Here is a 22,030-nt window from a genome sequence, read left to right on the forward strand (position 1 = left end):
TCTGCTTTCTTCGCACGACGCCACAGGCCGCCGGGCGGGTTTCCGGAGAGAATTCGGGAGCTGCTCCACCCGGCGGGCGACGGTCCCCCTGTGGCAGGGGCGCTCGCGGGCGTACAGCAGCCGCTCATTCTTCCACGGACTGCGGCCTGCGCCAAAACCGGCCGTCGGGGGTCGGCGTCCAGCCCAGGACGGAGAGGAGTTCGCGGTCCTTCTTGTCGAAGGCCGCGGCCCCGCACCGCTCGATCAGGTCGGGCCGGTTGCGCGCGGTCCGGCGGAAGGCCTCGTCCCGGCGCCAGCGGGCGATCTTCCCGTGGTGGCCGCTCAGCAGCACCTCCGGGATGTCCCGGCCGCGCCACTCGGGGGGCTTGGTGTAGACGGGCCCCTCCAGCAGGTTGGCCATCTCGCCGGGGGCGAAGGAGTCGTCCCGGTGCGATTCGGCGTTGCCGAGCACCCCGGGCAGCAGTCGGGCCACGGCCTCGGTGACGACCAGGACGGCCGCTTCGCCGCCCGCCAGGACGTAGTCGCCGATGGAGACCTCGTAGACCGGCATGCGGGTCGCGTACTCGTCGACGACCCGTCGGTCGATGCCCTCGTAGCGGGCCGGGGTGAAGACGAGCCAGGGCCGCTCGGACAGTTCCACGGCCAGTTCCTGGGTGAACGGCCGGCCGCTGGGCGTGGGGACGACCAGGACGGGGCCGTGTGCGCCCGACTCGTAGCCGTCGGCCAGCGCCGAGTCCAGCGCCTCGCCCCACGGCTCGGTCTTCATGACCATGCCGGGGCCGCCGCCGTACGGGGTGTCGTCCACCGTGTTGTGCCGGTCGTACGTCCAGTCGCGCAGGTCGTGGACGTGGACGTCGAGCTGTCCGCGGGCGCGGGCCTTGCCGACGAGGGAGACGTTCAGCGGCTCCAGGTACTCGGGGAAGATCGTGACGACGTCGAGACGCATCAGGCTTCTTCCCCGGCATCGCGCGCCGAGGCGATCTCCGCACGGTCGTCGATCAGCCCGGGCGGCGGGGTGATGACGCAGCGCTGCTCCTCCAGGTCGATCTCGGCGACGATCTCCTCGACGAACGGGATCATCACCTCGGTGCCGTCGGGGCGCTCCACGATGAAGAGGTCCTGGGACGGCAGGTGCGAGATCTCGGTGATCCGGCCGATCCCGGTGCCGTCCTCCAGCACCACGTCCAGGTCCATCAGCTGGTGGTCGTAGTACTCGTCGGGCTCCTCGGGCAGCTCCGCCGGGTCGACCTCGGCGATCAGCAGGGTGTTGCGCAGCGCCTCCGCGCCGGTGCGGTCCTTGACGCCGGCGAAGCGGAGCAGCAGCCTCCCGCTGTGCACCCGGCCCGTCTCGATGGTCAGGGGTCCCGCCGACGCCGGTTCGGTCCGCAGCACGGCGCCCGGGCCGAGCCGCAGCTCGGGCTCGTCGGTCCGCACCTCGACGGTGACCTCACCCTTGATGCCGTGGGCGCGGCCGATCCGCGCGACTACCAGCTCCACTGTGTGTCTCTCCTGTTCAGACGACGACGGGCCGGGGCGGGCACGAATGCCCTCCCCGGCCCGTGCCGGTGGTTCAACTTCTCAGCGGACCTGGTCCACGTCGACGAGGTCGACGCGGATGCCGCGGCCGCCGATGGCGCCCACGACGGTACGCAGAGCACGTGCGGTGCGGCCGTTGCGGCCGATCACCTTGCCGAGATCGTCCGGGTGGACCCGGACCTCCAGCACCTGCCCGCGGCGCAGGTCGCGCGAGGCGACCTGCACGTCGTCGGGGTTGTCCACAATGCCCTTCACGAGGTGCTCAAGAGCCTCCTCGAGCATGCTCAGGCCTCGGTCGACTCGGCGGCGGCCTCGGCCTCGTCCGCCTTCTTGTCGGCCTTCTTCGCCTTCTGCGTGATGGCCTCGCCCTTGGCGTCGCCACCCTCAAGGGTCTTGGCGAACTCGTCGAAGGTGCGACGCTTGTCTTCCTTCGTGGCCGGCTGGAGCAGCGGCGCGGGGGCGGGGAGGCCCTTGTGGGCCTGCCAGTCACCGGTCAGCTTCAGGATGGCGAGCACAGCCTCGGTGGGCTGGGCGCCGACGGACAGCCAGTACTGCGCACGCTCGGCGTTGACCTCGATGCGCGACGGGTTGTACGTGGGGTGGTACAGACCGATTTCCTCGATCGCACGGCCATCGCGGCGGGTGCGCGAGTCGGCGACGACGATGCGGTAGTGCGGCTGGCGAATCTTGCCGAGGCGCTTGAGCTTGATCTTGACTGCCACTGGAGTGGTGTCTCCTGAACTTGACGTGGTTGGGCACATGAGATGCCACGTGGGGTTGCGGTACTCGGGTGCCCGATGGACGCGTCAGCCGGAGGAGAGAGGGGTCCTATGCGACTGTCGAGTACAGCTGTCCATTGTGCCATACGCCCGCGGCACCGCCGCGCGCGGTCAGGAAGCCGCCGCGATGGCCACGTCCGGGATGCGGAAGGGCTTCATGCAGCCCCCGCAGACGATCGGCGCCTGGGCCAGTACGGAGGGGACCACCCGCACGTTGCGCCCGCAGTCGCAGACCGCCTTGACCCGGACGCCGCCGCCCGAGGACCCGTGCCGGGCGGCCGGTCCGCGGAAGCTGCGCTTGGTGTCGGCGGCCGTCGCGGCCGTGTGCGCCTTCAGTGCGCGCTGGAGCCGCTCCATCGTGGGGCGGTAGCGCTTCTTGGCCTCGGGGTTGAGCGAGACCAGGGAGAAGCCGCTGCTGGCGTGCGGCTCCTCGGCATGGTCCAGTCCCATCTCCTCGGCGATCGCCAGGAATCTGCGGTTGTGGTAGCGGCCGGCGCGCGAGGTGTCGCGGACTCCACGGGCGGCGGCGATGCCATGGACTGCCTCGTGCAGCAGTCGCTCGAAGGAGAGCTCGGCGCCGCAGGCGGACGAGGACTCACCGATCAGGGACTCGGGTGCGGCAAGGTCAGGCAGCTCGGGGTGGTACCGCTGAATATCGGCCCACGCCTGCGCCAGCTCTGCGGCGAGAACAGGTGGTGTCGTGCTCACGTCGTGACAACGAGCCGGGGTGCCCCGGTGTTCCGATTCCGGGCCATTCCAAATTTTTTGCACGTACCAGTCAGTTCAGTCTCATGCGTCCTGACGAGGACGGGTGCGCCGATCCCAGGAGGAGTCGGTAGGTAACGACGACTACGCCCCGGCACGCGGCTCCTGCCGCGCGCCGGGGCGTGGCCGCCCGGGCACGTCGGGGGCTAGTAGGAGCGCGCGACGATCGCGAGGGTGCCGGGGGCGTCGTCGGCCTCCGGGACCGATCCGTCGGCGGCGATCAGGCAGCGCACGGAGACGGCCTGCTCGGCCAGCCTGGCCTCGCCCTCGGGGCCGAGGTCGGCCCACGGGATGCGCGCCCAGCCGCCGGCGATGGCTGCCTCGGCGGCCTCCTCGATGGTCGAGACGTCGGACGTACGGGCCTCGCGGCGCTCGCGGGACTCGCGCAGGAGCTGGGCCTGGTCCTCGTCCAGCACCTTGGGCAGCAGGTCGGCGAGGGCGTCGATCTGCACCGGGGTCTTCCCGCCCGGGATGCGGCGGGCCAGCATCGCGGTGCCGGCCTCCAGGTCGCGGGGGCCGATCTCGATGCGGACCGGCACGCCCTTGAGCTCCCAGTCCACGGCGCGGCGGCCGAAGGGGGTGTCGACGCGGTCGTCGACCTGCACCCGCAGGCCGGCGGCCTTGAGCTGCGCGCCCAGCTCGCGGACCTTGGCCACGGCCTCGTCGCCCTTGATCGCCATGACGACGACCTGGACGTGTGCGAGGCGCGGCGGGACGCGCAGGCCGTTGTCGTCGCCGTGCGACATGATCAGGCCGCCGACCATGCGGGTCGAGACGCCCCACGAGGTCTGCCAGACGAGCTCCTGCTTGCCTTCCTTCGACAGGTACTGCGTGTTGAATGCCTTGGCGAAGTTGGTGCCGAGCTCGTGGCTGGTGCCCAGCTGGAGGGCCTTGCCGTCACCCATCATGCCTTCGAGGGTGAGGGTGTTGATGGCGCCGGCGAAGCGCTCCTTGGCGGTCTTGCGGCCGAGGACGACGTCGATGCCCAGGACGTTCGTCATGAAGTCGCCGTAGACGTCGCGGTGGATCCGGGCGGCGTACGCGCGGGCGTCCTCGTACGTGGCGTGGGCGGTGTGGCCCTCCTGCCAGAGGAACTCGCTCGTACGGAGGAACACGCGCGGGCGCATCTCCCAGCGGACCACGTTGGCCCACTGGTTGATGAGCAGCGGCAGGTCGCGGTAGCTCTGGACCCACTTGGAGAAGTAGTCGTTGATGATGGTCTCGGAGGTGGGCCGGACGACGACCGGCTCCTCCAGCTCCTTGCCGCCGCCGTGCGTGACGACCGCGAGCTCGGGGGCGAAGCCCTCGACGTGCTCGGCTTCCTTCGTCAGGTACGACTGCGGGATGAACAGCGGGAAGTACGCGTTCTGGGCGCCCGCGTCCTTGATGCGCGCGTCCATCTCCTGCTGCATCCGCTCCCACAGGCCGTAGCCGTACGGCCGGATGACCATGGTGCCGCGCACAGGGCCGTTGTCGGCCAGCTCGGCCTTGTTGATCAGATCCTGGTACCAGCGGGGGAAATCCTCCGCCTGCGGGGTGAGAACGGGAGCCTTTGCCATGTCGCGAATCGTACGGCGCCGGGTGCACGATCCGTGAATCGGGTGGCGCGCTCCTCTGGACGCGGGGGCGAATGGGGAGTTCCCTGGCAACGGGGGCAAGGGGGCGACATGGAATCAGGAGCGCTCTTTCGATGACATTGACGCCGACGGCGACGCTCGTCGCCCGGGACTGGGCGGAGATCCAGGAACGGATGCTGGTACCGCTGTACGAGGCGGTCTACGACCGACTGGAGGTCGGGCCGGGCGACCGGCTGCTGGGCCTCGGCTGCGGGGCCGGACTGCCCCTGCTGCTCGCGGCCGGACGGGGAGCCGCGGCCACGGGCGTGGAGGCGGATCCGGCCCGGCGGGCCCTGGCCCGCGAGCGGCTGCTGGAGGTGCTGGCGGATCCGCCGGCCGCGCCGCGCCCGTACGACGCCCTGCTGGCCTTCGCGCCGGCTCCGGGGGCCCTGGAGGCGGCCCTGCCGTCCGTCCGCCGGGGCGGGGCCGTGGTGCTGGCCGACTGGGGTCCGGCGGAGCGGTGCACGGTGCCGGCGGTGCTGGGCGGGGGTCCGGTGCCGCGGGACCTGGACGGGCTGGTGGAGCGGGCCGGGCTGCGGCCGGACGGATCGGGGCGGGTGTTCTGCCCGTTCGGGTACGCGGACGTGGACAGCGCGGTGCGCGGGCTGCTGTCGACGGGGCTGTATCCCGTCGCGGGCACCGGTTCCGCGGGGCCGGCGGGCGCCGTCCGCTGCGCGATGGCCGATCCCGCGCTCGCGGAGAAGGAGCTGACGGAGGCCCTGCACCCGTTCGAGCGGTCGGACGGGGCGGTGTGGCTGCCGAACATCTTCCGGTACGTGATCGCCCGGATGGCCTGACGGGGCCGTCCGGGCCGCAGGCCGGGCGGGGCCGGGCCGCGCGGTCAGTCCGTGCCGTGGTCCTTCGTCAGGCGCGGGATGCCGGCGGCGGCGTAGGCGGCCGCCTCGTCGAGGGTCTCCGCGGCGAGGAGGGCCTCGGCGAGGGAGTCGAGCTGCGGGCGGTGCGCGCGCAGCAGGCGGCAGGCCTCCTCGTAGCACTCGTCGACGACGCGGCGCATCTCGTGGTCCACCGCGTCGAGCGTGGCGGGGGCGGCGGAGAGGCCGTAGGGGCTCTGCCCGTCGGACGGGACGGCGGTGAGGCGGCCGACGCGCTCGCTCATGCCCCAGCGGCCGATCATGCCGCGGACGATGCCGGTGACCTGTTCCAGGTCGCTTTCGGAGCCGGTGGTGATGACGTCGTAGACGGTGTGCTCGGCGGCCATGCCGCCGAGGGCGCCGATGATGCGGCCGCGGAGGTACTCCTCCGTGTAGGCGTACCGGTCGGCGTCCGGGGTCGAGAGGGTGACGCCGAGGGCGCGGCCGCGGGGGACAATGGTGATCTTGCGGACGGGATCGGCGCCCGGTTGGAGCATGCCCAGGAGGGCGTGGCCGCTCTCGTGGTAGGCGGTGCGGCGGCGCTCCTCCTCGGGCATCACGAGGGAGCGTTCCGCGCCGAGCTGGACCTTCTCCAGGGCGTCGGACAGGTCGGCGCGGGTGACGGCGGGCCGGCCGCGCTTGACGGCGAGCAGTGCGCCCTCGTTGGCGAGGTTGGCCAGTTCGGCGCCGGTCATGCCGGGGGTGCTGCGGGCCACCTGGGCGAGGTCCACGTCGTCGGCGAGGGGGATGTCGCGGGTGTGGATGCGCAGGATGGCCTCGCGTCCGGGCCGGTCGGGCGGCGAGACGACCACCGTGCGGTCGAAGCGGCCGGGGCGGGTCAGGGCCGGGTCGAGGACGTCCGCGCGGTTGGTGGCGGCCAGGACGACGACGCCTTCGGAGCCGGTGAAGCCGTCCATCTCGGTGAGGATCTGGTTGAGGGTCTGTTCGCGTTCGTCGTGGCCGCCCATGCCGGCTCCGGCGCCGCGGGCGCGGCCGATGGTGTCGATCTCGTCGATGAAGATGATCGCGGGGGCGACCTTGCGGGCCTCGGTGAACAGCTCGCGCACCCGGGAGGCGCCGACGCCGACGATCATCTCGATGAACTCGGAGGCGGACGCGGAGAAGAAGGGCACTCCGGCCTCGCCGGCGACGGCGCGGGCGAGCAGGGTCTTGCCGGTGCCGGGCGGCCCGGACAGCAGGACGCCGCGGGGCATGCGGGCGCCCATCCTGCGGTAGGCGTCGGGGTTCCTGAGGAAGTCGACGACGTCGTTGAGCTCGCCCTCGACCTCGTCGATGCCGGCGACGTCCTCGAAGGTGGTGCGCTGCGCGCCTTCGAGTTCCACCGGCTTGGGCGGTGCCTTGCGGCCCAGGCCGCCCATGGCTCCGCCGCCCATGGACATGCGGCGGGCGATGAAGATCCACAGCAGGACCAGGAGCAGCATGGGGGCCAGGGAGATCAGCAGGTTGGCGAGGAAGCTGCGCTGCACGACGACCGGGGAGGCGGTGACGGTGACCTTCTGCTTCGTGAGCTCGGCCCAGAGCTGGTCGTCGGCGAAGGCGGGCCGCTGGGTGACGAATTTGGTGTAGTCGCCCTTGCCCCCGTCGGGCAGGGGCTGCTTGGCCTTCAGCTCGCCCTGGATGGCGTCGCCCTTGGAGTAGATCTTCGAGACGTTGCCGTCGGCGACCTGTCTGCTGAACTCGGTGTACGAGACGGTCGGCTCGTCGCCCTCGTTGAAGAACGACAGGACGAGGTTGGTGAGGAGGTAGACGATCAGCGCGGTGAGGATCAGCCCGCGCCAGCCGCCCGGCATCCGCTTCCTGGGCGCGGGGGCGGGCGGCGCGCCCTCGGAGCGCCAGGGGGTGTCGGCCCGGTCGCGGGGCGGTACGGGGGTGGGACTGGGCACGGGGCGCCTCCTTCTGCCGTCCTCCCGGCCGACGATAAGCGACAAAGGGGATCATTGCCCCCGCAGATCCGGGGCGGGCGCGGGAGGGGCGCGGGGCGGACCGGGGGCCGACGGGTGGCCGTACGTGCGAGGGCCCCGCCCGGGATCGATCCCGGGCGGGGCCCTCGCACGTACGGCCGCTGCGGTCGGCCGCCGCGTCACGCGGCTACTTCATGAACTTCTTGAACTCGTCGGGGAGGTCGAAGTCCCCGCCGCCCGGGCCCCCGGTGGGGAGTCCGAAGGGGTTGGCGCCGGGCGCGGGCTCGACGGCCTGCGGGCCCTGCTCGCGCCGGGCCGCGGCCGCGGCCTCCTCTTCCTTGCGCTTCATCGGGTTGCCGCTCTTGCGCTTGCCCTTGGCCTGCTTGATCTGCTTCTTCTGCCGGCCGGGGCCGCCGCCCATCCCGGGGATGCCCGGCATACCGGGCATGCCGCCGCCCTGGGCCATCCGCGACATCATCTTGCGGGCGTCGAAGAAGCGCTCGACCAGCGACTTCACGGCGCTGACCTCGGTGCCGGAGCCCTTGGCGATGCGGGCGCGGCGCGAACCGTTGATGATCGTCGGGTCCTGGCGCTCGGCCGGGGTCATCGACTTGATGATCGCGGCGGTGCGGTCCACGTCGCGCTCGTCGATGTTGTTGATCTGGTCCTTGATCTGGCCCATGCCGGGGAGCATGCCGAGCAGCTTGGAGATGGAGCCCATCTTCCGGACCTGCTCCATCTGGGCCAGGAAGTCGTCGAGCGTGAACTCCTTGGGGCCCTTGGCGAGCTTGGCCGCCATCTTCTCGGCCTCGGCCTGCGAGAAGGTCTTCTCGGCCTGCTCGATGAGGGTGAGCATGTCACCCATGTCGAGGATGCGGCCCGCCATGCGGTCCGGGTGGAACGCGTCGAACTCGTCGAGCTTCTCGCCGTTCGAGGCGAACATGATCTGCTTGCCGGTGACGTGCGCGATGGAGAGCGCGGCGCCGCCGCGGGCGTCGCCGTCGAGCTTGGAGAGCACGACGCCGTCGAAGCCCACGCCGTCGCGGAAGGCCTCGGCGGTGTTGACCGCGTCCTGGCCGATCATCGCGTCGACGACGAAGAGGATCTCGTCGGGGCTGACCGCGTCGCGGATGTCGGCGGCCTGCTGCATCAGTTCGGCATCGATGCCGAGGCGGCCGGCGGTGTCGACGACCACGACGTCGTACTGCTTGGTGCGCGCGTACTCGATGGAGTCCTTCGCGACCTGGACCGGGTCGCCGACCCCGTTGCCGGGCTGGGGCGCGTACACGGCGACGCCCGCGCGCTCGGCGACGACGGAGAGCTGGTTGACGGCGTTGGGGCGCTGGAGGTCGCACGCGACGAGGAGCGGGGCGTGTCCCTGCCCCTTCAGCCAGAGGCCGAGCTTTCCGGCCAGGGTGGTCTTGCCCGCGCCCTGGAGGCCGGCCAGCATGATGACGGTGGGGGCGGTCTTGGCGAACCGCAGCCGCCGCGTCTCGCCGCCGAGGATCGTCACGAGCTCGTCGTTGACGATCTTGAGGACCTGCTGGCCCGGGTTCAGGGCCTTGCTGACCTCTTCGCCGCGCGCGCGTTCCTTGACGTTCGCGATGAAGGAGCGGACGACCGGGAGGGCGACGTCCGCCTCCAGGAGCGCGATACGGATTTCCCGGGCCGCGGCGTCGATGTCAGCCTCGGACAGCCGGCCTTTGCCGCGCAGGCCCTTGAAGGTATTCGCCAAGCGGTCGGAGAGCGTATCGAACACGGTGGTCGCGATTCCTCGGGTCGGGGGCGGTGTGGTCGTCCCCCAGGGTATCGGGCCGCGCCGCCTGCACGGCCCTGCGGGCGGCTTTCCCCTCTCAGGAGGCCGCTCTCCTCCCCCGTCCCGGGCCCCGGCGGGGGCCCGGGAGCCCGGGAGGGGGGTCAGGACAGCGCGGCCTGGACGCGGCGGGCCAGGTCGGCGGCGTCCGGCGCGGACAGCGGTTTGCCCTCGCCGTCGACCACGTAGACGGTGTCCACCGCGTTGGCGCCGAGCGTCGAGACGTGGGCGCTGCGCACCCGGGCGCCCGCCTCGTCCAGGGCCCGGCCGATGCGGTGCAGCAGTCCGACGGCGTCGGGGTCCCGCACCTCCAGCACGGTGGCCACGGAGGAGACGTCCGGTACGGCCGTGACCCGGGGCGGCGGCGGGACGACCCCGCGCCGGCGCGGGTAGGCGGCCTCGCGGTCGGCGAGCTTGGCCGGGACGTCGAGCGAGCCCTCCAGTGCCCGGATCACGTCGGTCCGCAGCCGCGCCACCTGCGGCAGCGAGCCGTATTGGGCGGCCACCCGCCAGCGCAGCACCAGGACCTCGCCGAGCCGGTCCGGCAGTTCGACGGAGCGCAGGTCGGCGGCCCGGACGGTGAGGCGGTGCAGGGCGAGGACCCCGGCGACGGCGGGCAGGACCCCGGGCTGGTCGGGTACCGCGACGACGAGTTCCACGCCGACGGCGTCCTCCTCGTGCCGGGCGTGCAGGGCCAGGACGGGCTCTCCGGTGCGCAGGGCCTCCACGGCGAGGCGTTCCTGTTCGGTGGAGGGGATGTGCGGTTCCCGTACGGCCGGGGTGGTGCCGCGCAGGACGGCGGCGACCCGGGCGACGAGGTCGGCGACGAGCGAGCCGCGCCAGGTGCTCCAGGCCGCGGGTCCGGTGGCCAGGGCGTCGGCCTCGGTCAGGGCGTGCAGTATCTCCAGCGTGGAGGGGGAGCCCACGGCGTCGGCGACCGCACGCACGGTCGCGGGGTCGTCCAGGTCGCGCCGGGTCGCGGTCTCGACGAGCAGCAGGTGGTGGCGGACGAGGGTGCCCAGCGCGGCGACGTCCTCGGCGCCGAAGCCGATCCGGGCGGCGACGTCGCGGGCGATGGTCTCGCCGGCGACCGAGTGGTCGCCGGGCCAGCCCTTGCCGATGTCGTGCAGCAGGGCGGCGGTGAGCAGCAGGTCGGGCCGGCCGACGCGGCGGGTGAGGTCGGCGGCGCGGACGGCGGTCTCGATCAGGTGCCGGTCGACCGTCCAGGTGTGGACGGGGTTGCGCTGGGGGCGGCAGCGTACGCGCTCCCAGTCGGGCAGCAGTCGGGTGATCAGCCCTTCGGCCTCCATGGCCTCCCAGACGCCGACCATCGGCTCGCCCGCGCCCAGCAGGGTCAGCAGTTCTTCGCGGGCTTCGGCGGGCCAGGGCACCGGCAGCGGTTTGGCCTGGGCGGCGAGCCGGCGCAGGGCGTGCAGCGACACGGGCAGTCCTGCCTGCGCGGCGGCGGCGCCCAGGCGCAGGGCCAGGACGGGGTCCCGGTCGGGCCGGGCGGCCAGGGCGAGGACGGCTTCGCCGTCGGACTCCACGACGCCGTCGGCGAGGGGGGCCCGTTCGGTGGCTGCGGGGCCGCGGCCGCCGAGGAGTCCGCGCAGTCTCGGCCGGGCGGCGCGGGCCCGCAGCACGCGGCCGACTTCCCGCCAGGTCACGTCGCCGGCGTACGAGACGACCCGGGCCGCTTCGTACACCTCGCGGAGCAGGGCGTCCGCGTCGAGGAGGCCGAGCCGGGCGGCGACCTGGGCCTGTTCCTGGAGGGAGAGCCGGTCGGTGGCCCGGCCGGTGACCAGGTGCAGGGCGTCGCGCACGTCCAGCAGTCTGCGCCGGGCGTCGGCGAGGCCCTCGCGGGGGGCGTCGGCGAGCCAGGAGGCGGCGACGGCCCGCAGGGCGGTGACGTCGCGCAGGCCGCCGCGGGCCTCCTTGAGGTCGGGTTCGAGGAGGAAGCGCAGTTCCCCGGCCCGTTCGGCGCGCTCGCGGCACAGGGAGTGCAGTTGCGGGAGGCGTTTGGCGGCCTGGTTGCGCCAGTCGGCCAGGACGGAGGTGCGCAGTCCGGCGAGCATCCCGGCGTCTCCGGCGACGGGCCGGGCGTCCAGCAGGCCGAGGTGTGCCTTGAGGTCCTCGGCGGCGGTGCGGCGGGCCTCGGCGGGGGTGCGGACGGAGTGGTCGAGGGCGAGGCCGAGGTCCCACACGGGGTACCAGATCCGGTCGGCCAGGGCGCTCAGGGCACGGGGTTCGGCCTTGCCGTCGTGGAGCAGGAGGAGGTCGAGGTCGCTGCGCGGGGAGAGCTCGCCCCGGCCGTAGCCCCCGACGGCGACGAGGACGGCGCCCCGGGTGCCGGTCTCCCGTACGGCGGTCTTGAACAGGGCGCGCAGCCAGTCGTCGGTCAGGCCGGACAGGGCGGAACGCCGCGCGGGCCCGGACCGCGACTCCTCCTGGAGGAGTCGCAGCCGGGCCGCGGCGTATCCGCCGGGCTCCGGGTCGGCCGTGTGGTCGGTGGTCTTGTCGACGCTCGTCACCCGGGGGCTCCCGTCACCTAGAGCGCGTCAGCGCCGCGCTCGCCGGTGCGGACCCGGACCACCGAGTCCACGGGGATGCTCCACACCTTGCCGTCGCCGATCTTCCCGGTGCTGGCGGCGCTCACGATGACCTCGATGAGCTGCTCGGCGTCGTCGTCCTCGGTCAGGACCTCGATGCGGATCTTGGGTACGAGGTCGACCTGGTACTCGGCGCCGCGGTAGACCTCGGTGTGGCCGCGCTGGCGGCCGTAGCCGCTGGCCTCGGTGACCGTGAGTCCCTGCACTCCGAAGGTGTGGAGGGCGTCCTTGACGTCGTCCAGCTTGTGCGGCTTGACGATCGCGGTGATCAGCTTCATGCGTCAACCTTCTTGCTCGCGGCGGGGGCGGTGGCGGCGGTGTTCCGCGAGGTGGTCCCTCCGCCGGCTCCGCTGAAGTCGTACGCGGTCTCGGCGTGCTCGACCCGGTCGATGCCGGAGACCTCGACGTCCTCGCCGACGCGCATCCCGATCGTCTTGTCGAGCAGGAGGGCGAGCAGCGCGGACGCCACGAGAGAGTAGGCCAGGACGGCGGCGACGCCGATGGCCTGCTTGCCGAGTTGCGCGAACCCGCCGCCGTAGAAGAGGCCGGCGACGTCGGACTGGACCCCGCCGGTGGCGAAGAGGCCGACGAGGAGGGAGCCGGCGACTCCGCCGACGAGGTGGACGCCGACGACGTCGAGGGAGTCGTCGTAGCCGAACCGGTACTTCAGGCCCACGGCCATGGCGCACAGCACACCGGCGATGGCGCCGACGGCGATGGCGCCGAGCGGGGAGACCGCTCCGCCGGAGGGGGTGATGGCGACGAGTCCGGCGACCGCGCCGGAGGCGGCGCCGAGGGTGGTGAAGGAGCCGTGGCGCAGCTTCTCGTAGGCGAGCCAGGCGAGCATGGCGGCGGCGGTGGCGACCTGGGTGTTGACGAACATGACGGCTCCGACGCCGTCGTCGTTGCCGAGCCAGGAGCCGGCGTTGAAGCCGAACCAGCCGAACCACAGCAGGCCGGCGCCGAGCATCACGAGCGGCAGGCTGTGCGGGCGCATCGGGTCCTTCTTGAAGCCGACGCGCTTGCCGATGACGAGGATCACGCCGAGGGCGGCGGCGCCGGCGTTGATGTGGACGGCGGTGCCGCCGGCGAAGTCGATGACGCCGAGTTCGAAGAGCCAGCCGCCGGCGCCCCAGACCCAGTGGGCGACGGGGAAGTAGACGACGGTGACCCACAGGGCGGTGAACAGGGCCCAGGCGCTGAATTTGACGCGGTCGGCGAGGGCGCCGCTGATCAGGGCGGGGGTGATGACGGCGAACATGAGCTGGAAGACGGCGAAGACGTAGACCGGGATGGTGTAGCCGTCCCACAGCTCGGTGATGCCGATGCCGCTGAGGCCGACGTAGTCGGAGTTCCAGCCGATGAGGGAGCCGGAGTCGGTGCCGAAGGCGAGGCTGAAGCCGTAGAGGACCCACAGGATCGTGACGATCCCGAGGCTGATGAAGCTCATCATCAGCATGTTGAGGCTGCTCTTGACGCGGACCATGCCTCCGTAGAAGAAGGCGAGCCCCGGGGTCATCAGCATGACCAGGGCGGAGCAGATGAGCATGAACCCGGTGTTCGCGGCAGACAGCGTCGGGGCGTCTGCCGCGAGGGTCGTGATGGCTGATGCCATCGGCGTCTCCTCGTCGTCGGTACGTTCGCGTGCGGGCGATCGTGAGAACCTGAGCGGCGTCGGGGTCCGGCCTCGTGGGGGTGGCTGGCCGGGACTGGCCGGTTATTGGCCCTGAGATTCGCGCAGGCCGGTTTCCGGCGGCGCCGCTGGGTGTTTCACGCCGATGACGAAGGCGTCCGTGCTGTTACGGGGTGATGAACTGCGGAGCGTCGTGCGGGCGGGGGGCCGGCCGCGGCGGTACCCGGACGTCCTGGCTGGGGGAGCCTGATCGGGCTTCACGGGGTGACTGCCGCGGCCGGTGCCTCGGGGGGGCCGGCCCTGGGGGCCGTCAGACGGCCTCGGCGGCTTCGGGGAGCCGGGAGGCGAGGTGGTCGGTCAGCCGCAGCACGTCGGCGACGTCGCCGTATTCGCGGGCCGCGGTGTCCACGGTCTTGCGCAGGCGGGTGTTGACCCGCTCGGAGCGGACCTTTCCCGCCACGTCCAGGGCCCGGTCGACGAGGGCGGCGGCCTGCTCCGGCTCGCGCTGGAGCAGGTGGACGGTGGCCATGCCGATGAGGTTGAGCGCGTAGGAGCGCTGGTGCTCCTCGTCCTTCTCGAAGAGCTCGACGGCTCGTGCCATGACGGGCTCGGCGAGTGAGGCGTAGGTGGGGCTGCGCCCGGCGACGTAGGCGAGGTCGCGGTAGGAGTGGGAGTTCTCGCCGTTGAGCTCGGCCTCGGAGAAGAAGCGGATCCAGTCGGGCTCGGGTTCGCCGCCGAAGCCGACGTCGGAGAAGGTGTCCTCGGCCATCCGCACGGCCCGCTTGCAGCGGCTGGGCTGCCCCATGTTGGCGTAGGCGCGGGCCTCCATCGCATACAGCATGGCCTGGGTGCGCGGGCCGGCGCAGTCGCGGCTGCCGTACTGGGCGAGGTGGATGAGTTCCAGGGCGTCCTCGGGGCGGCCGAGGTGGATCATCTGGCGGCTCATGTTGGAGAGGATGTACGAGCCGAGCGGCTTGTCCCCGCCCTCCTTGGCGGCGTGCAGGGCGAGGACGAAGTACTTCTGCGCGGTGGGGTGCAGGCCGATGTCGTAGCTCATCCAGCCGGCGAGCTCGGCGAGCTCGGCGGCGATCTTGAAGAGCCGCTTCATGACCGGGGCCGGGTGGCTCTCCTGGAGCAGGTCGGTGACCTCGTGGAGCTGGCCGACGACGGCCTTGCGGCGCAGTCCGCCGCCGCACTGCGCGTCCCACTGGCGGAACATCACGGTCGTGGCGTCGAGCAGGTCGAGTTCGGGCGCGGAGAGCCGCGGCGGGCGGTGTCCGCCCGGGGCGCCGCCCGCGGCGGCCTCGCGCGGTACCGGATCGGCGGCCGGGACGGGGACGAGCCAGCGCTGCATGGGCTCGATCAGGGCGGGTCCGGCGGAGAGCGCGAGCGAGGTGCCGAGGAACCCCCGGCGGGCGAGCATCAGGTCGCTGCGGGAGAACTCGCCGAGCAGTTCGACGGTCTGCGGGCCGGCCCACGGCAGGTCGACGCCGGAGACGGAGGGCGTCTGGTGGGCCGTGCGCAGGCCGAGCTGCTCGATGGCGACGACGGAGCCGAAGCGTTCGGAGAACAGCTCGGACAGGATGCGCGGGACGGGCTCGCGGGGCTGTTCGCCGTCGAGCCAGCGCCGGACCCGCGAGGTGTCCGTGCTGATGTGGTGCGCGCCCATCTGGCGGGCCCGGCGGTTGACCTGGCGGGCGAGTTCGCCCTTGGACCATCCGCTGCGGACGAACCAGGAGGTCAGCTGTTCGTTGCGCGCAACAGGCTCCTCGACCGTTCCGCTTGCGCCGTTGCCGCTCACTGGAACGCCCCCATCCGCTCAGCATCTTCCACACGAAACCCTGGCCGGGACGGCGGCCGCCGCCATGGACCTTCACAGGTCCTTCACACATTGCCTCCGGCATACCCACGCTCGGGTCCGCCATCGGGGTTCGTGCACCGAAAGTAATCCTACGATCACCCCTCCGGCGAGGTCGACCACTGAATCGCCACCATTCGCCACCCCTTCGAATGAACTCGCCACCCGCCAGGCGCGATTCACTTGACACCACGGCGAAACCGATCGGTTGGACTGGAGTGCGTCAGGGGCGTGCGCGGCGAAAAGCGCGCCGGGCGGCCCCGGCAGGACGCGTGCGTCCGGCCTCCCGCAGCAGGTCCCGCCGACGTCGTAACCACCGGCGCGTCCGACCCGTTGGAGGGGGCATGGGCATGGGCTTCACGATCGGCGGCAGCCGAAGCACCAGGGAATTCCGCTCCGGCGTCCGGCGCCGCGGCCGGACCTCGGAGTGCACGACGGTGGCGGAGTACACCGGGCTGTGGGGCTGGGACGTGGTCCCCGGGGCCCGTGCCGCGGCCCCCGGCCGCGACTGCTCCTGCGGGGACGCCGGGTGCGCCGCGCCCGGGGCGCACCCGCTGGCCTTCGCCCCCACCGTCCCGGCCGGCGCCACCCTCGACGAGGTCACCGCGGCCTGGGGCGAGTACCCGGGCGCGGCCCTGCTGCTCCCGGCGGGTCGGCTCTTCGACGTCATCGAGGTGGCGGAGGAGGCCGGGCGGCGGGCGCTGGTCCGGCTGGAGCGGATGGGGCTGCCGCTGGGCCCCGTCGCCGCGACCCCCGACGGCCGGGCCCAGTTCTTCGTGGCCCCCGGCGCCGCGGCCGGGCTGCCCCAGCTGCTGTACCGGATGGGCTGGGACGACGCGGACCTGGACCTGCGGGCGCTGGGCCAGGGGTGCCACGTGACCGCCCCGCCCTCCGACCGCGGCGGGCTCGGCCCGGTGCGGTGGCTGCGGCCGCCCGCGCTCGACTCCGCGGCCGGCCCGCCGGCGGCCCGGCTGCTGCTGGGCACCCTGGCCTACCTCTGCCACCGCTTCCGCACGTAGCACCCGTCCGCACGACGGCGCGGACGGCCACGCGGACGACGGCGCCCCCGCGCTCCCTCCGGAGGGAGCGCGGGGGCGCCGTCGTGCGGACGGGCGGCCGGTCAGTCGCCGATCAGGGCGTCCACGAAGGCTTCCGGCTCGAAGGGGGCCAGGTCGTCCGGGCCCTCGCCGAGGCCGATGAGCTTGACCGGGACACCGAGCTCGCGCTGGACGGCGACGACGATGCCGCCCTTGGCGGTGCCGTCGAGCTTGGTGAGCACGATGCCGGTGATGTCCACCACCTCGGCGAAGACGCGGGCCTGGGTCAGGCCGTTCTGTCCGGTGGTGGCGTCCAGGACCAGCAGGATCTCGTCCAGCGGGCCGTGCTTCTCCACGACGCGCTTGACCTTGCCGAGCTCGTCCATCAGACCGGTCTTGGTGTGCAGGCGGCCGGCGGTGTCGATGAGCACCACGTCGGCGCCCTCGGCGATGCCCTCCTTGACCGCGTCGTAGGCGATCGAGGCCGGGTCACCGCCCTCGGGTCCGCGCACGGTGCGCGCGCCGACCCGTTCGCCCCAGGTCTGGAGCTGGTCGGCGGCGGCGGCGCGGAAGGTGTCGGCGGCGCCGAGCACCACGCTGCGGCCGTCGGCGACCAGGACGCGGGCGAGCTTGCCCGTGGTGGTGGTCTTGCCGGTGCCGTTCACGCCGACGACCATCACGACGGCGGGGGTGTCGACGCCGCTCTCGGTCTTGACGGCGCGGTCGAAGTCGGTGCCGACCAGGGTCAGCAGCTCCTCCTTCAGCAGGGCGCGCAGGTCCGCGGGGGTACGGGTGCCGAGGACCTTGACGCGCTCGCGGAGCCGCTCGACCAGTTCCTGGGTGGGGACGACACCGACGTCGGCGATGAGGAGGGTCTCCTCGATCTCCTCCCAGGTGTCCTCGTCGAGGTGCTCGCGGGAGAGCAGCGTGAGGAGCCCCTTGCCCAGTGTGTTCTGTGACCGGGCGAGGCGGGCGCGCAGACGCACCAGGCGGCCGGCGGTGGGCTCGGGCACCTCGATCGCGGGTGCGGCCGGAGCCTCCACGACCGGGTCCTCGACGGCGACCGGGGAGTCGGTGGGCTGCGCCTCGGGGAGGGTGACCTCCTCGATGGTGCGGCGCGGCTCTTGCGCCGTGGGTGCGGCGTCCTCCCCCACCTGGGGTTCGGCGGGCGGGGCAGTGATGGTCGGCGTGCTCGACGGTGCCGGGGGCGGCAGCTGCTTCTTCTTGCGGCTGCTGACCACGAGCCCGCTGATCGCGCCGACCGCGACCAGGGCGATGACTACAGCAAGGATGAGGATGTCCATAACCACCCCAGTATCGGCCACGGGGGCCCGGAACCCGGGACGTCGGACGATTGCACCAGGTCCGAGGCACCTATGTGTACTTTTAGCGGTAAATCTACAATGATGAGCGACTCCCCTCCCCTGCCCCCACGGAGAAGCGCATGCCTGCCGAGCCCGCCGACGGCGCCGTAGAGACCGCGATCGAGACCCGCGGCCTGGAACCCGTACCGGACGGCGAGCGGACCGGCCGGGTCCGCGAGCTCGTACCCACCTGGGTCGCCGCCAACATCAGCGTGCTGCTGCTCACCATGGGCGCCGGCCTGGTGATCTTCAACAAGTTGAACATCTGGCAGGTCCTGCTGGTGGCCGTGGCCGCACCGGTCCTCTCGTACGGGATCGTCGGTCTGATCTCCATCGCGGGCAAGCGAGGCGGAGCCCCGGGCATGGCCCTCTCCCGCGCCGTGTTCGGCCAGCGCGGCAACCTCTTCCCGGGCGCGCTGATCTGGGTGGCCCGCTGGGGCTGGGAGACCATCAACGCGGTCAGCGGCGCCTACGCCGTCCTGACCGTGCTGGACCTGCTCTTCGGCATCCGGAGCAGCACCCCGCTGATCGTGGTCACGCTGCTCTTCTTCGTGGGCTGCACCTTCGTGGTCTCCGGCCTCGGCATCAACGCGCTGCGCGTCTGCTCCACCTGGTCCACGTACCTCTTCGGCGCCTTCAGCGTGCTCGTCCTCGGGTACCTGCTCTTCACCACCGACTGGTCCGCGGTCTTCGCCAAGCCGGCCGGCTCCACCGCGATGATGATCGCGGGCATCGGCACCATCGCGGCCGGCGGCATCAGCTGGGTGCCCTCGGGTCCCGACTTCACCCGCTACCTGCCGCGCACCGCCTCCGCCAAGGGCATGGTCGGCGCGACGATCGGCGGGGCCGGCGTGGTGGTCCTGCCCATGGTCCTGATGGGCGCGGTCATGGCCGTCGGCACCCCGGACCTGGCCAGCGCCCAGGACCCGGTCTCCTTCATCGGCGAGCTCCTCCCGATCTGGATCGCGGTCCCGTACCTGGTCATCGCGGTCCTCGGCATGCTGCTGATCAACTCGATGTCCATGTACTCGGCGGGCTTCACGGCGCAGACCCTGGGCATCAAGGTCCCGCGCGCCTGGGCCGTCAGCGTGAACGCCGTGATCAGCCTGGTCTTCGGGTTCCTGCTGATGGTGGTCGCGACCAGCTTCTTCGGCTCGTTCATCTCCTTCCTGACCCTGCTCGCGGTCGCCTTCTCCGCCTGGATCGGCGTCTTCGGCGTGGACATGCTCCGCCGCACGTCCTACGACGGCGCCGCGCTGCTGGACACCACCCGCACCAGCGCCTACTGGTACCGGGGCGGCTTCGCCTGGCAGGCGATGACGGCGTGGGCGCTCGCGCTGGTCGTGGGCGTGCTGTTCACCCGGGTCGACTGGTTCGCCGGGCCGCTCGCCGACACCTGGATCGGGCAGAACGGCCTCGGCTGGGCGGCGGGCATCGTGACCTCCGCCGTGCTGTACGGGGTCCTGCCGCGCACCGCGCCGGCGGCGGACGCGCCGCGGGAGCGCGAGCTCGCCGACACCCTGTCAAACTGACGCTGCGTCAGTTAACGTCCTCCTTCGCCCACCCAACCTCCGGCGAAGGGGGATCCCTCCATGCCCGTCACCGTGGCCCGGTTCAATCTCGTCGACCCCGACGGCACGCCCGAGTCCCTCTCCGCCCGCTACCGGGCGGCGCTGGAGATGGCCCGCTACGCGGACGACCACGGGATCGACACCGTCCAGACCGAGGAGCACCACGGCACGGCCAACAACTGGATGCCGTCGCCGTTCGCCTTCGCGGGCGCCGTCTTCGGTGCCACCCGCCGGATCGCGGTGACCGTCTCGGCGATCATCGGCCCGCTCCACGACCCGCTGAAGGTGGCCGAGGACATCGCCGTCCTCGACCTGCTCAGCGGCGGCCGGCTGGTGACGGTGGCGGGCATCGGCTACCGGCCCGAGGAGTACGAGCAGCACGGAGTCGAGTGGGGCCGCCGCGGCCGGCTCCAGGACGAGCTGCTGGAGACCCTGCTGAAGGCGTGGACGGGTGAGCCGTTCGCGTTCCGCGGCCGGACCGTACGGGTGACGCCGCGGCCCTTCACCCGGCCGCACCCGCTGCTGCTGGTCGGCGGCAGCTCCGAGGCGGCGGCCCGGCGCGCGGCCCGGCTCGGGCTGCCGTTCTTCCCGAGCGCGCACCTGCCGGAGCTGGAGGCGTACTACACCGCGAAGCTGGCGGAGTACGGCACGGAGGGGTTCTGCATGATGCCGGCGGCCGTGACGCCGCTGCTGCACATCGCTCAGGACCCGGACCGGGTGTGGGCCGAGCACGGCGAGCGGTTCCTGCACGAGGCGGCGATGTACGCGTCCTGGCAGTCCAAGGACATCCGCAGCGCCGTGCGGTCGGGCGCGCGCACGGTCGCCGAGCTGCGGGCGGAGGGCGTCTACCGGGTGCTGACCCCGGACGAGGCGGTCGCGCACGCCCGGGGCGCCGGCGCGGCCGGGAACCTGGTGCTGCACCCGCTGTGCGGCGGGATGCCGGTGGACGAGGGCTGGCGCAGCCTGCACCTGCTGTGCGAACAGGTGCTGCCCCGGCTCGGTGAATGAGCCGGGGCAGCACCTGTCGGAGCGGGGCGGGCGAGGGTGGCTAGCCCATCTCCTCCAGGGACTTCCCCTTGGTCTCCGGCACCCATTTGACGACGAACGGGATGGAGAGCACGGCGAAGACCGCGTAGATCATGTACGCGCCGGACAGGTTCCAGTCCGAGAGCGTCGGGAAGGAGACGGTGATGACCCAGTTGGCGATCCACTGGGCGGCCGCGGCCACGCCGAGGGCCGCGGCGCGGATGCGGCCCGGGAACATCTCGCCGAGCAGGACCCAGACGACCACGCCCCAGGACAGGGCGAAGAAGAGGACGAAGCAGTTGGCGGCGATGAGGGCCACCAGGCCCTGGGTGTGCGGGAGCGCGACGTCGCCGCTGCCGCCGGCCTTGTAGGAGAAGGCCCAGGCGGCGAGGCCGAGGGAGATCGCCATGCCGGTGGAGCCGATGAGCGCGAGCGCCTTGCGGCCGATCCGGTCGACGAACAGCATCGCGATCACCGTACCGATGATGTTCACGACCGAGGTCTCGAAGGAGTACAGGAACGAGGAGCTCGCGTCGATGCCGACCGACTGCCACAGGGAGGCGCTGTAGTAGAAGATCACGTTGATGCCGACGAGCTGCTGGAAGACGGAGAGGCCGATGCCGATCCAGACGATCGGCAGGAAGCCGAAGCGGCCGCCGAGCAGGTCCTTGAAGGTCGACTTCACCTCGGAGTGGATGGCGCGGTCGATCTCCTGTACGCGGGCGTCGGCGTCGATGCGATCGCCCTCCACCTCGCGCAGAACCGTTTTTGCCTTCTCCGTACGGCCGACCGAGACGAGGAAGCGCGGGGACTCGGGGATCGCGAAGGACAGCAGGCCGTAGAGCACGGCCGGGATGACCATCACGCCGAGCATCCACTGCCAGGCTTCGAGGCCGCCGAGCTTGCCGCGCTGGTCGCCGTCGGCGAGGTTGAGGATGCCCCAGTTGACCAGCTGCGAGACGGCGATGCCGATGACGATCGCGGCCTGCTGGAAGGAGGCGAGCCGGCCGCGGTAGGCGGGCGGGGAGACCTCGGCGATGTAGGCCGGGCCGATGACCGAGGCCATGCCGATGCCGAAGCCGCCGATGACGCGCCACATGGCGAGGTCCCAGAGGGCGAACGGGAGGGCCGAGCCGATCGCGCTGGCGGCGAAGAGGACGGCGGCGATCTGCATGCAGCGGATGCGGCCGATCCGGTCGGCGATGCGGCCGGCGGTCGCGGCGCCGAAGGCGCAGCCGATCAGCGCGGCGGCGATCACCTGGGCGAGTGTCCCGGAGCCGACGTCGAAGCGGTCCCGGATGGCCTCGACCGCGCCGTTGATGACGGAGCTGTCGTAGCCGAAGAGGAAGCCGCCCATGGCCGCGGCGGCGGTGATGAAGATGACGTGCCCGAGGTGTTCGGGCGCTGCCGCGCGGCCACCGCCGCCTGACGCTGGTGCGTTCGCTGTGCTGGTCAAGGTGCGCTCCTGGGCCCGGCGCCGACGGCGGGCGATGTGGGGGTTCTCGTCGGTGCTCGTGTTCCTCTAGTGGCGCACAGTAAACCGCTCGCCACCACCTGAAGCCGGAACACGGCACAGCAGAGCCTAAGACTTCACTTCATGAAGTCAACACCGGGGGGAAAGCGGCTCGA

At 72.2% G+C, this 22,030-nt stretch carries 18 protein-coding genes; 4 read left to right on the top strand and 14 right to left on the bottom strand.

Annotation, left to right across the window (positions count from 1 at the left end; genetic code table 11):
* Window positions 1-124 precede the first annotated feature (124 nt).
* From trmD to proS, 6 genes are all read right to left on the bottom strand, one after another.
* A complete protein-coding gene (gene trmD / locus CP968_RS09690) occupies window positions 125-946 on the bottom strand; it encodes a tRNA (guanosine(37)-N1)-methyltransferase TrmD (RefSeq protein WP_150517620.1) in 822 nt (273 codons plus the stop codon).
* On the bottom strand, window positions 946-1,497 hold the full coding sequence (gene rimM, locus CP968_RS09695; protein ID WP_150517621.1) for a ribosome maturation factor RimM: 552 nt from the start codon (window positions 1,495-1,497) through the stop codon (window positions 946-948). The genes trmD and rimM overlap by 1 nt, the downstream gene beginning before the upstream one ends.
* Window positions 1,498-1,578: 81 nt before the next feature.
* Complete coding sequence (locus CP968_RS09700; protein ID WP_150517622.1) at window positions 1,579-1,818, bottom strand: RNA-binding protein; 240 nt, start codon at window positions 1,816-1,818, stop codon at window positions 1,579-1,581.
* A gap of 2 nt (window positions 1,819-1,820) precedes the next feature.
* Window positions 1,821-2,258 (bottom strand): 30S ribosomal protein S16, encoded by a 438-nt coding sequence (gene rpsP, locus CP968_RS09705; protein ID WP_150517623.1) that lies wholly within the window; start codon window positions 2,256-2,258, stop codon window positions 1,821-1,823.
* 168 nt (window positions 2,259-2,426) lie between these two features.
* Entirely contained in the window at window positions 2,427-3,023 is a 597-nt protein-coding gene (locus CP968_RS09710) for a hypothetical protein (RefSeq protein ID WP_150517624.1), read from the bottom strand.
* 203 nt (window positions 3,024-3,226) lie between these two features.
* Window positions 3,227-4,639, bottom strand: coding sequence for a proline--tRNA ligase (gene proS / locus CP968_RS09715; protein ID WP_150517625.1), 1,413 nt, complete (start codon window positions 4,637-4,639; stop codon window positions 3,227-3,229).
* Between the two features lie 131 nt (window positions 4,640-4,770).
* Here proS and CP968_RS09720 point away from each other — a divergent pair, with 131 nt between their 5' ends.
* Window positions 4,771-5,493 carry a methyltransferase type 11 gene (locus CP968_RS09720; RefSeq protein ID WP_150517626.1) on the top strand — a complete coding sequence of 241 codons (723 nt, stop codon included), beginning with the start codon at window positions 4,771-4,773 and terminating at the stop codon, window positions 5,491-5,493.
* Between the two features lie 44 nt (window positions 5,494-5,537).
* Here CP968_RS09720 and ftsH read toward each other — a convergent pair whose 3' ends face one another.
* The 6 genes from ftsH to nsdA form a co-directional block, all read right to left on the bottom strand.
* The gene (gene ftsH, locus CP968_RS09725; RefSeq protein ID WP_150517627.1) at window positions 5,538-7,472 is read right to left on the bottom strand and encodes an ATP-dependent zinc metalloprotease FtsH; all 1,935 of its coding nucleotides are present in this window, start codon (window positions 7,470-7,472) and stop codon (window positions 5,538-5,540) included.
* Between the two features lie 205 nt (window positions 7,473-7,677).
* Window positions 7,678-9,249, bottom strand: a complete 1,572-nt coding sequence (gene ffh / locus CP968_RS09730) for a signal recognition particle protein (protein WP_150517628.1) — start codon at window positions 9,247-9,249, stop codon at window positions 7,678-7,680.
* Window positions 9,250-9,407: 158 nt separating this feature from the next.
* Window positions 9,408-11,834 carry a [protein-PII] uridylyltransferase gene (locus CP968_RS09735; RefSeq protein WP_150517629.1) on the bottom strand — a complete coding sequence of 809 codons (2,427 nt, stop codon included), beginning with the start codon at window positions 11,832-11,834 and terminating at the stop codon, window positions 9,408-9,410.
* A 17-nt stretch (window positions 11,835-11,851) separates the two neighbouring features.
* Window positions 11,852-12,190 (bottom strand): P-II family nitrogen regulator, encoded by a 339-nt coding sequence (locus CP968_RS09740; RefSeq protein WP_150517630.1) that lies wholly within the window; start codon window positions 12,188-12,190, stop codon window positions 11,852-11,854.
* The gene (locus CP968_RS09745) at window positions 12,187-13,527 is read right to left on the bottom strand and encodes an ammonium transporter (protein ID WP_150517631.1); all 1,341 of its coding nucleotides are present in this window, start codon (window positions 13,525-13,527) and stop codon (window positions 12,187-12,189) included. Before CP968_RS09745 ends, CP968_RS09740 begins: the two co-directional genes overlap by 4 nt.
* A 328-nt stretch (window positions 13,528-13,855) precedes the next feature.
* Complete coding sequence (gene nsdA / locus CP968_RS09750; protein WP_150517632.1) at window positions 13,856-15,346, bottom strand: transcriptional repressor NsdA; 1,491 nt, start codon at window positions 15,344-15,346, stop codon at window positions 13,856-13,858.
* Window positions 15,347-15,753: 407 nt separating this feature from the next.
* On the opposite strand from nsdA, the gene CP968_RS09755 reads away from it, so the two are divergent.
* Entirely contained in the window at window positions 15,754-16,422 is a 669-nt protein-coding gene (locus CP968_RS09755; protein ID WP_150517633.1) for a bifunctional DNA primase/polymerase, read from the top strand.
* Window positions 16,423-16,523: 101 nt separating this feature from the next.
* Here CP968_RS09755 and ftsY read toward each other — a convergent pair whose 3' ends face one another.
* Entirely contained in the window at window positions 16,524-17,744 is a 1,221-nt protein-coding gene (gene ftsY / locus CP968_RS09760; RefSeq protein WP_150517634.1) for a signal recognition particle-docking protein FtsY, read from the bottom strand.
* 140 nt (window positions 17,745-17,884) lie between these two features.
* Between ftsY and CP968_RS09765 the strand changes: the two genes are divergently transcribed.
* Together CP968_RS09765 and CP968_RS09770 are read left to right on the top strand one after the other, a co-directional pair.
* Window positions 17,885-19,336 (top strand): cytosine permease, encoded by a 1,452-nt coding sequence (locus CP968_RS09765; protein WP_150517635.1) that lies wholly within the window; start codon window positions 17,885-17,887, stop codon window positions 19,334-19,336.
* 60 nt (window positions 19,337-19,396) lie between these two features.
* Window positions 19,397-20,383: an LLM class flavin-dependent oxidoreductase gene (locus CP968_RS09770; protein WP_150517636.1), complete on the top strand. Its 987-nt coding sequence runs from the start codon at window positions 19,397-19,399 to the stop codon at window positions 20,381-20,383.
* A 40-nt stretch (window positions 20,384-20,423) separates the two neighbouring features.
* Here the strand turns inward: CP968_RS09770 and CP968_RS09775 are convergent, their stop codons facing one another.
* Complete coding sequence (locus CP968_RS09775) at window positions 20,424-21,857, bottom strand: sugar porter family MFS transporter (RefSeq protein WP_150517637.1); 1,434 nt, start codon at window positions 21,855-21,857, stop codon at window positions 20,424-20,426.
* Between the last annotated feature and the right edge of the window lie 173 nt (window positions 21,858-22,030).

Source organism: Streptomyces subrutilus, assembly GCF_008704535.1.
Lineage (GTDB): Bacteria > Actinomycetota > Actinomycetes > Streptomycetales > Streptomycetaceae > Streptomyces > Streptomyces subrutilus.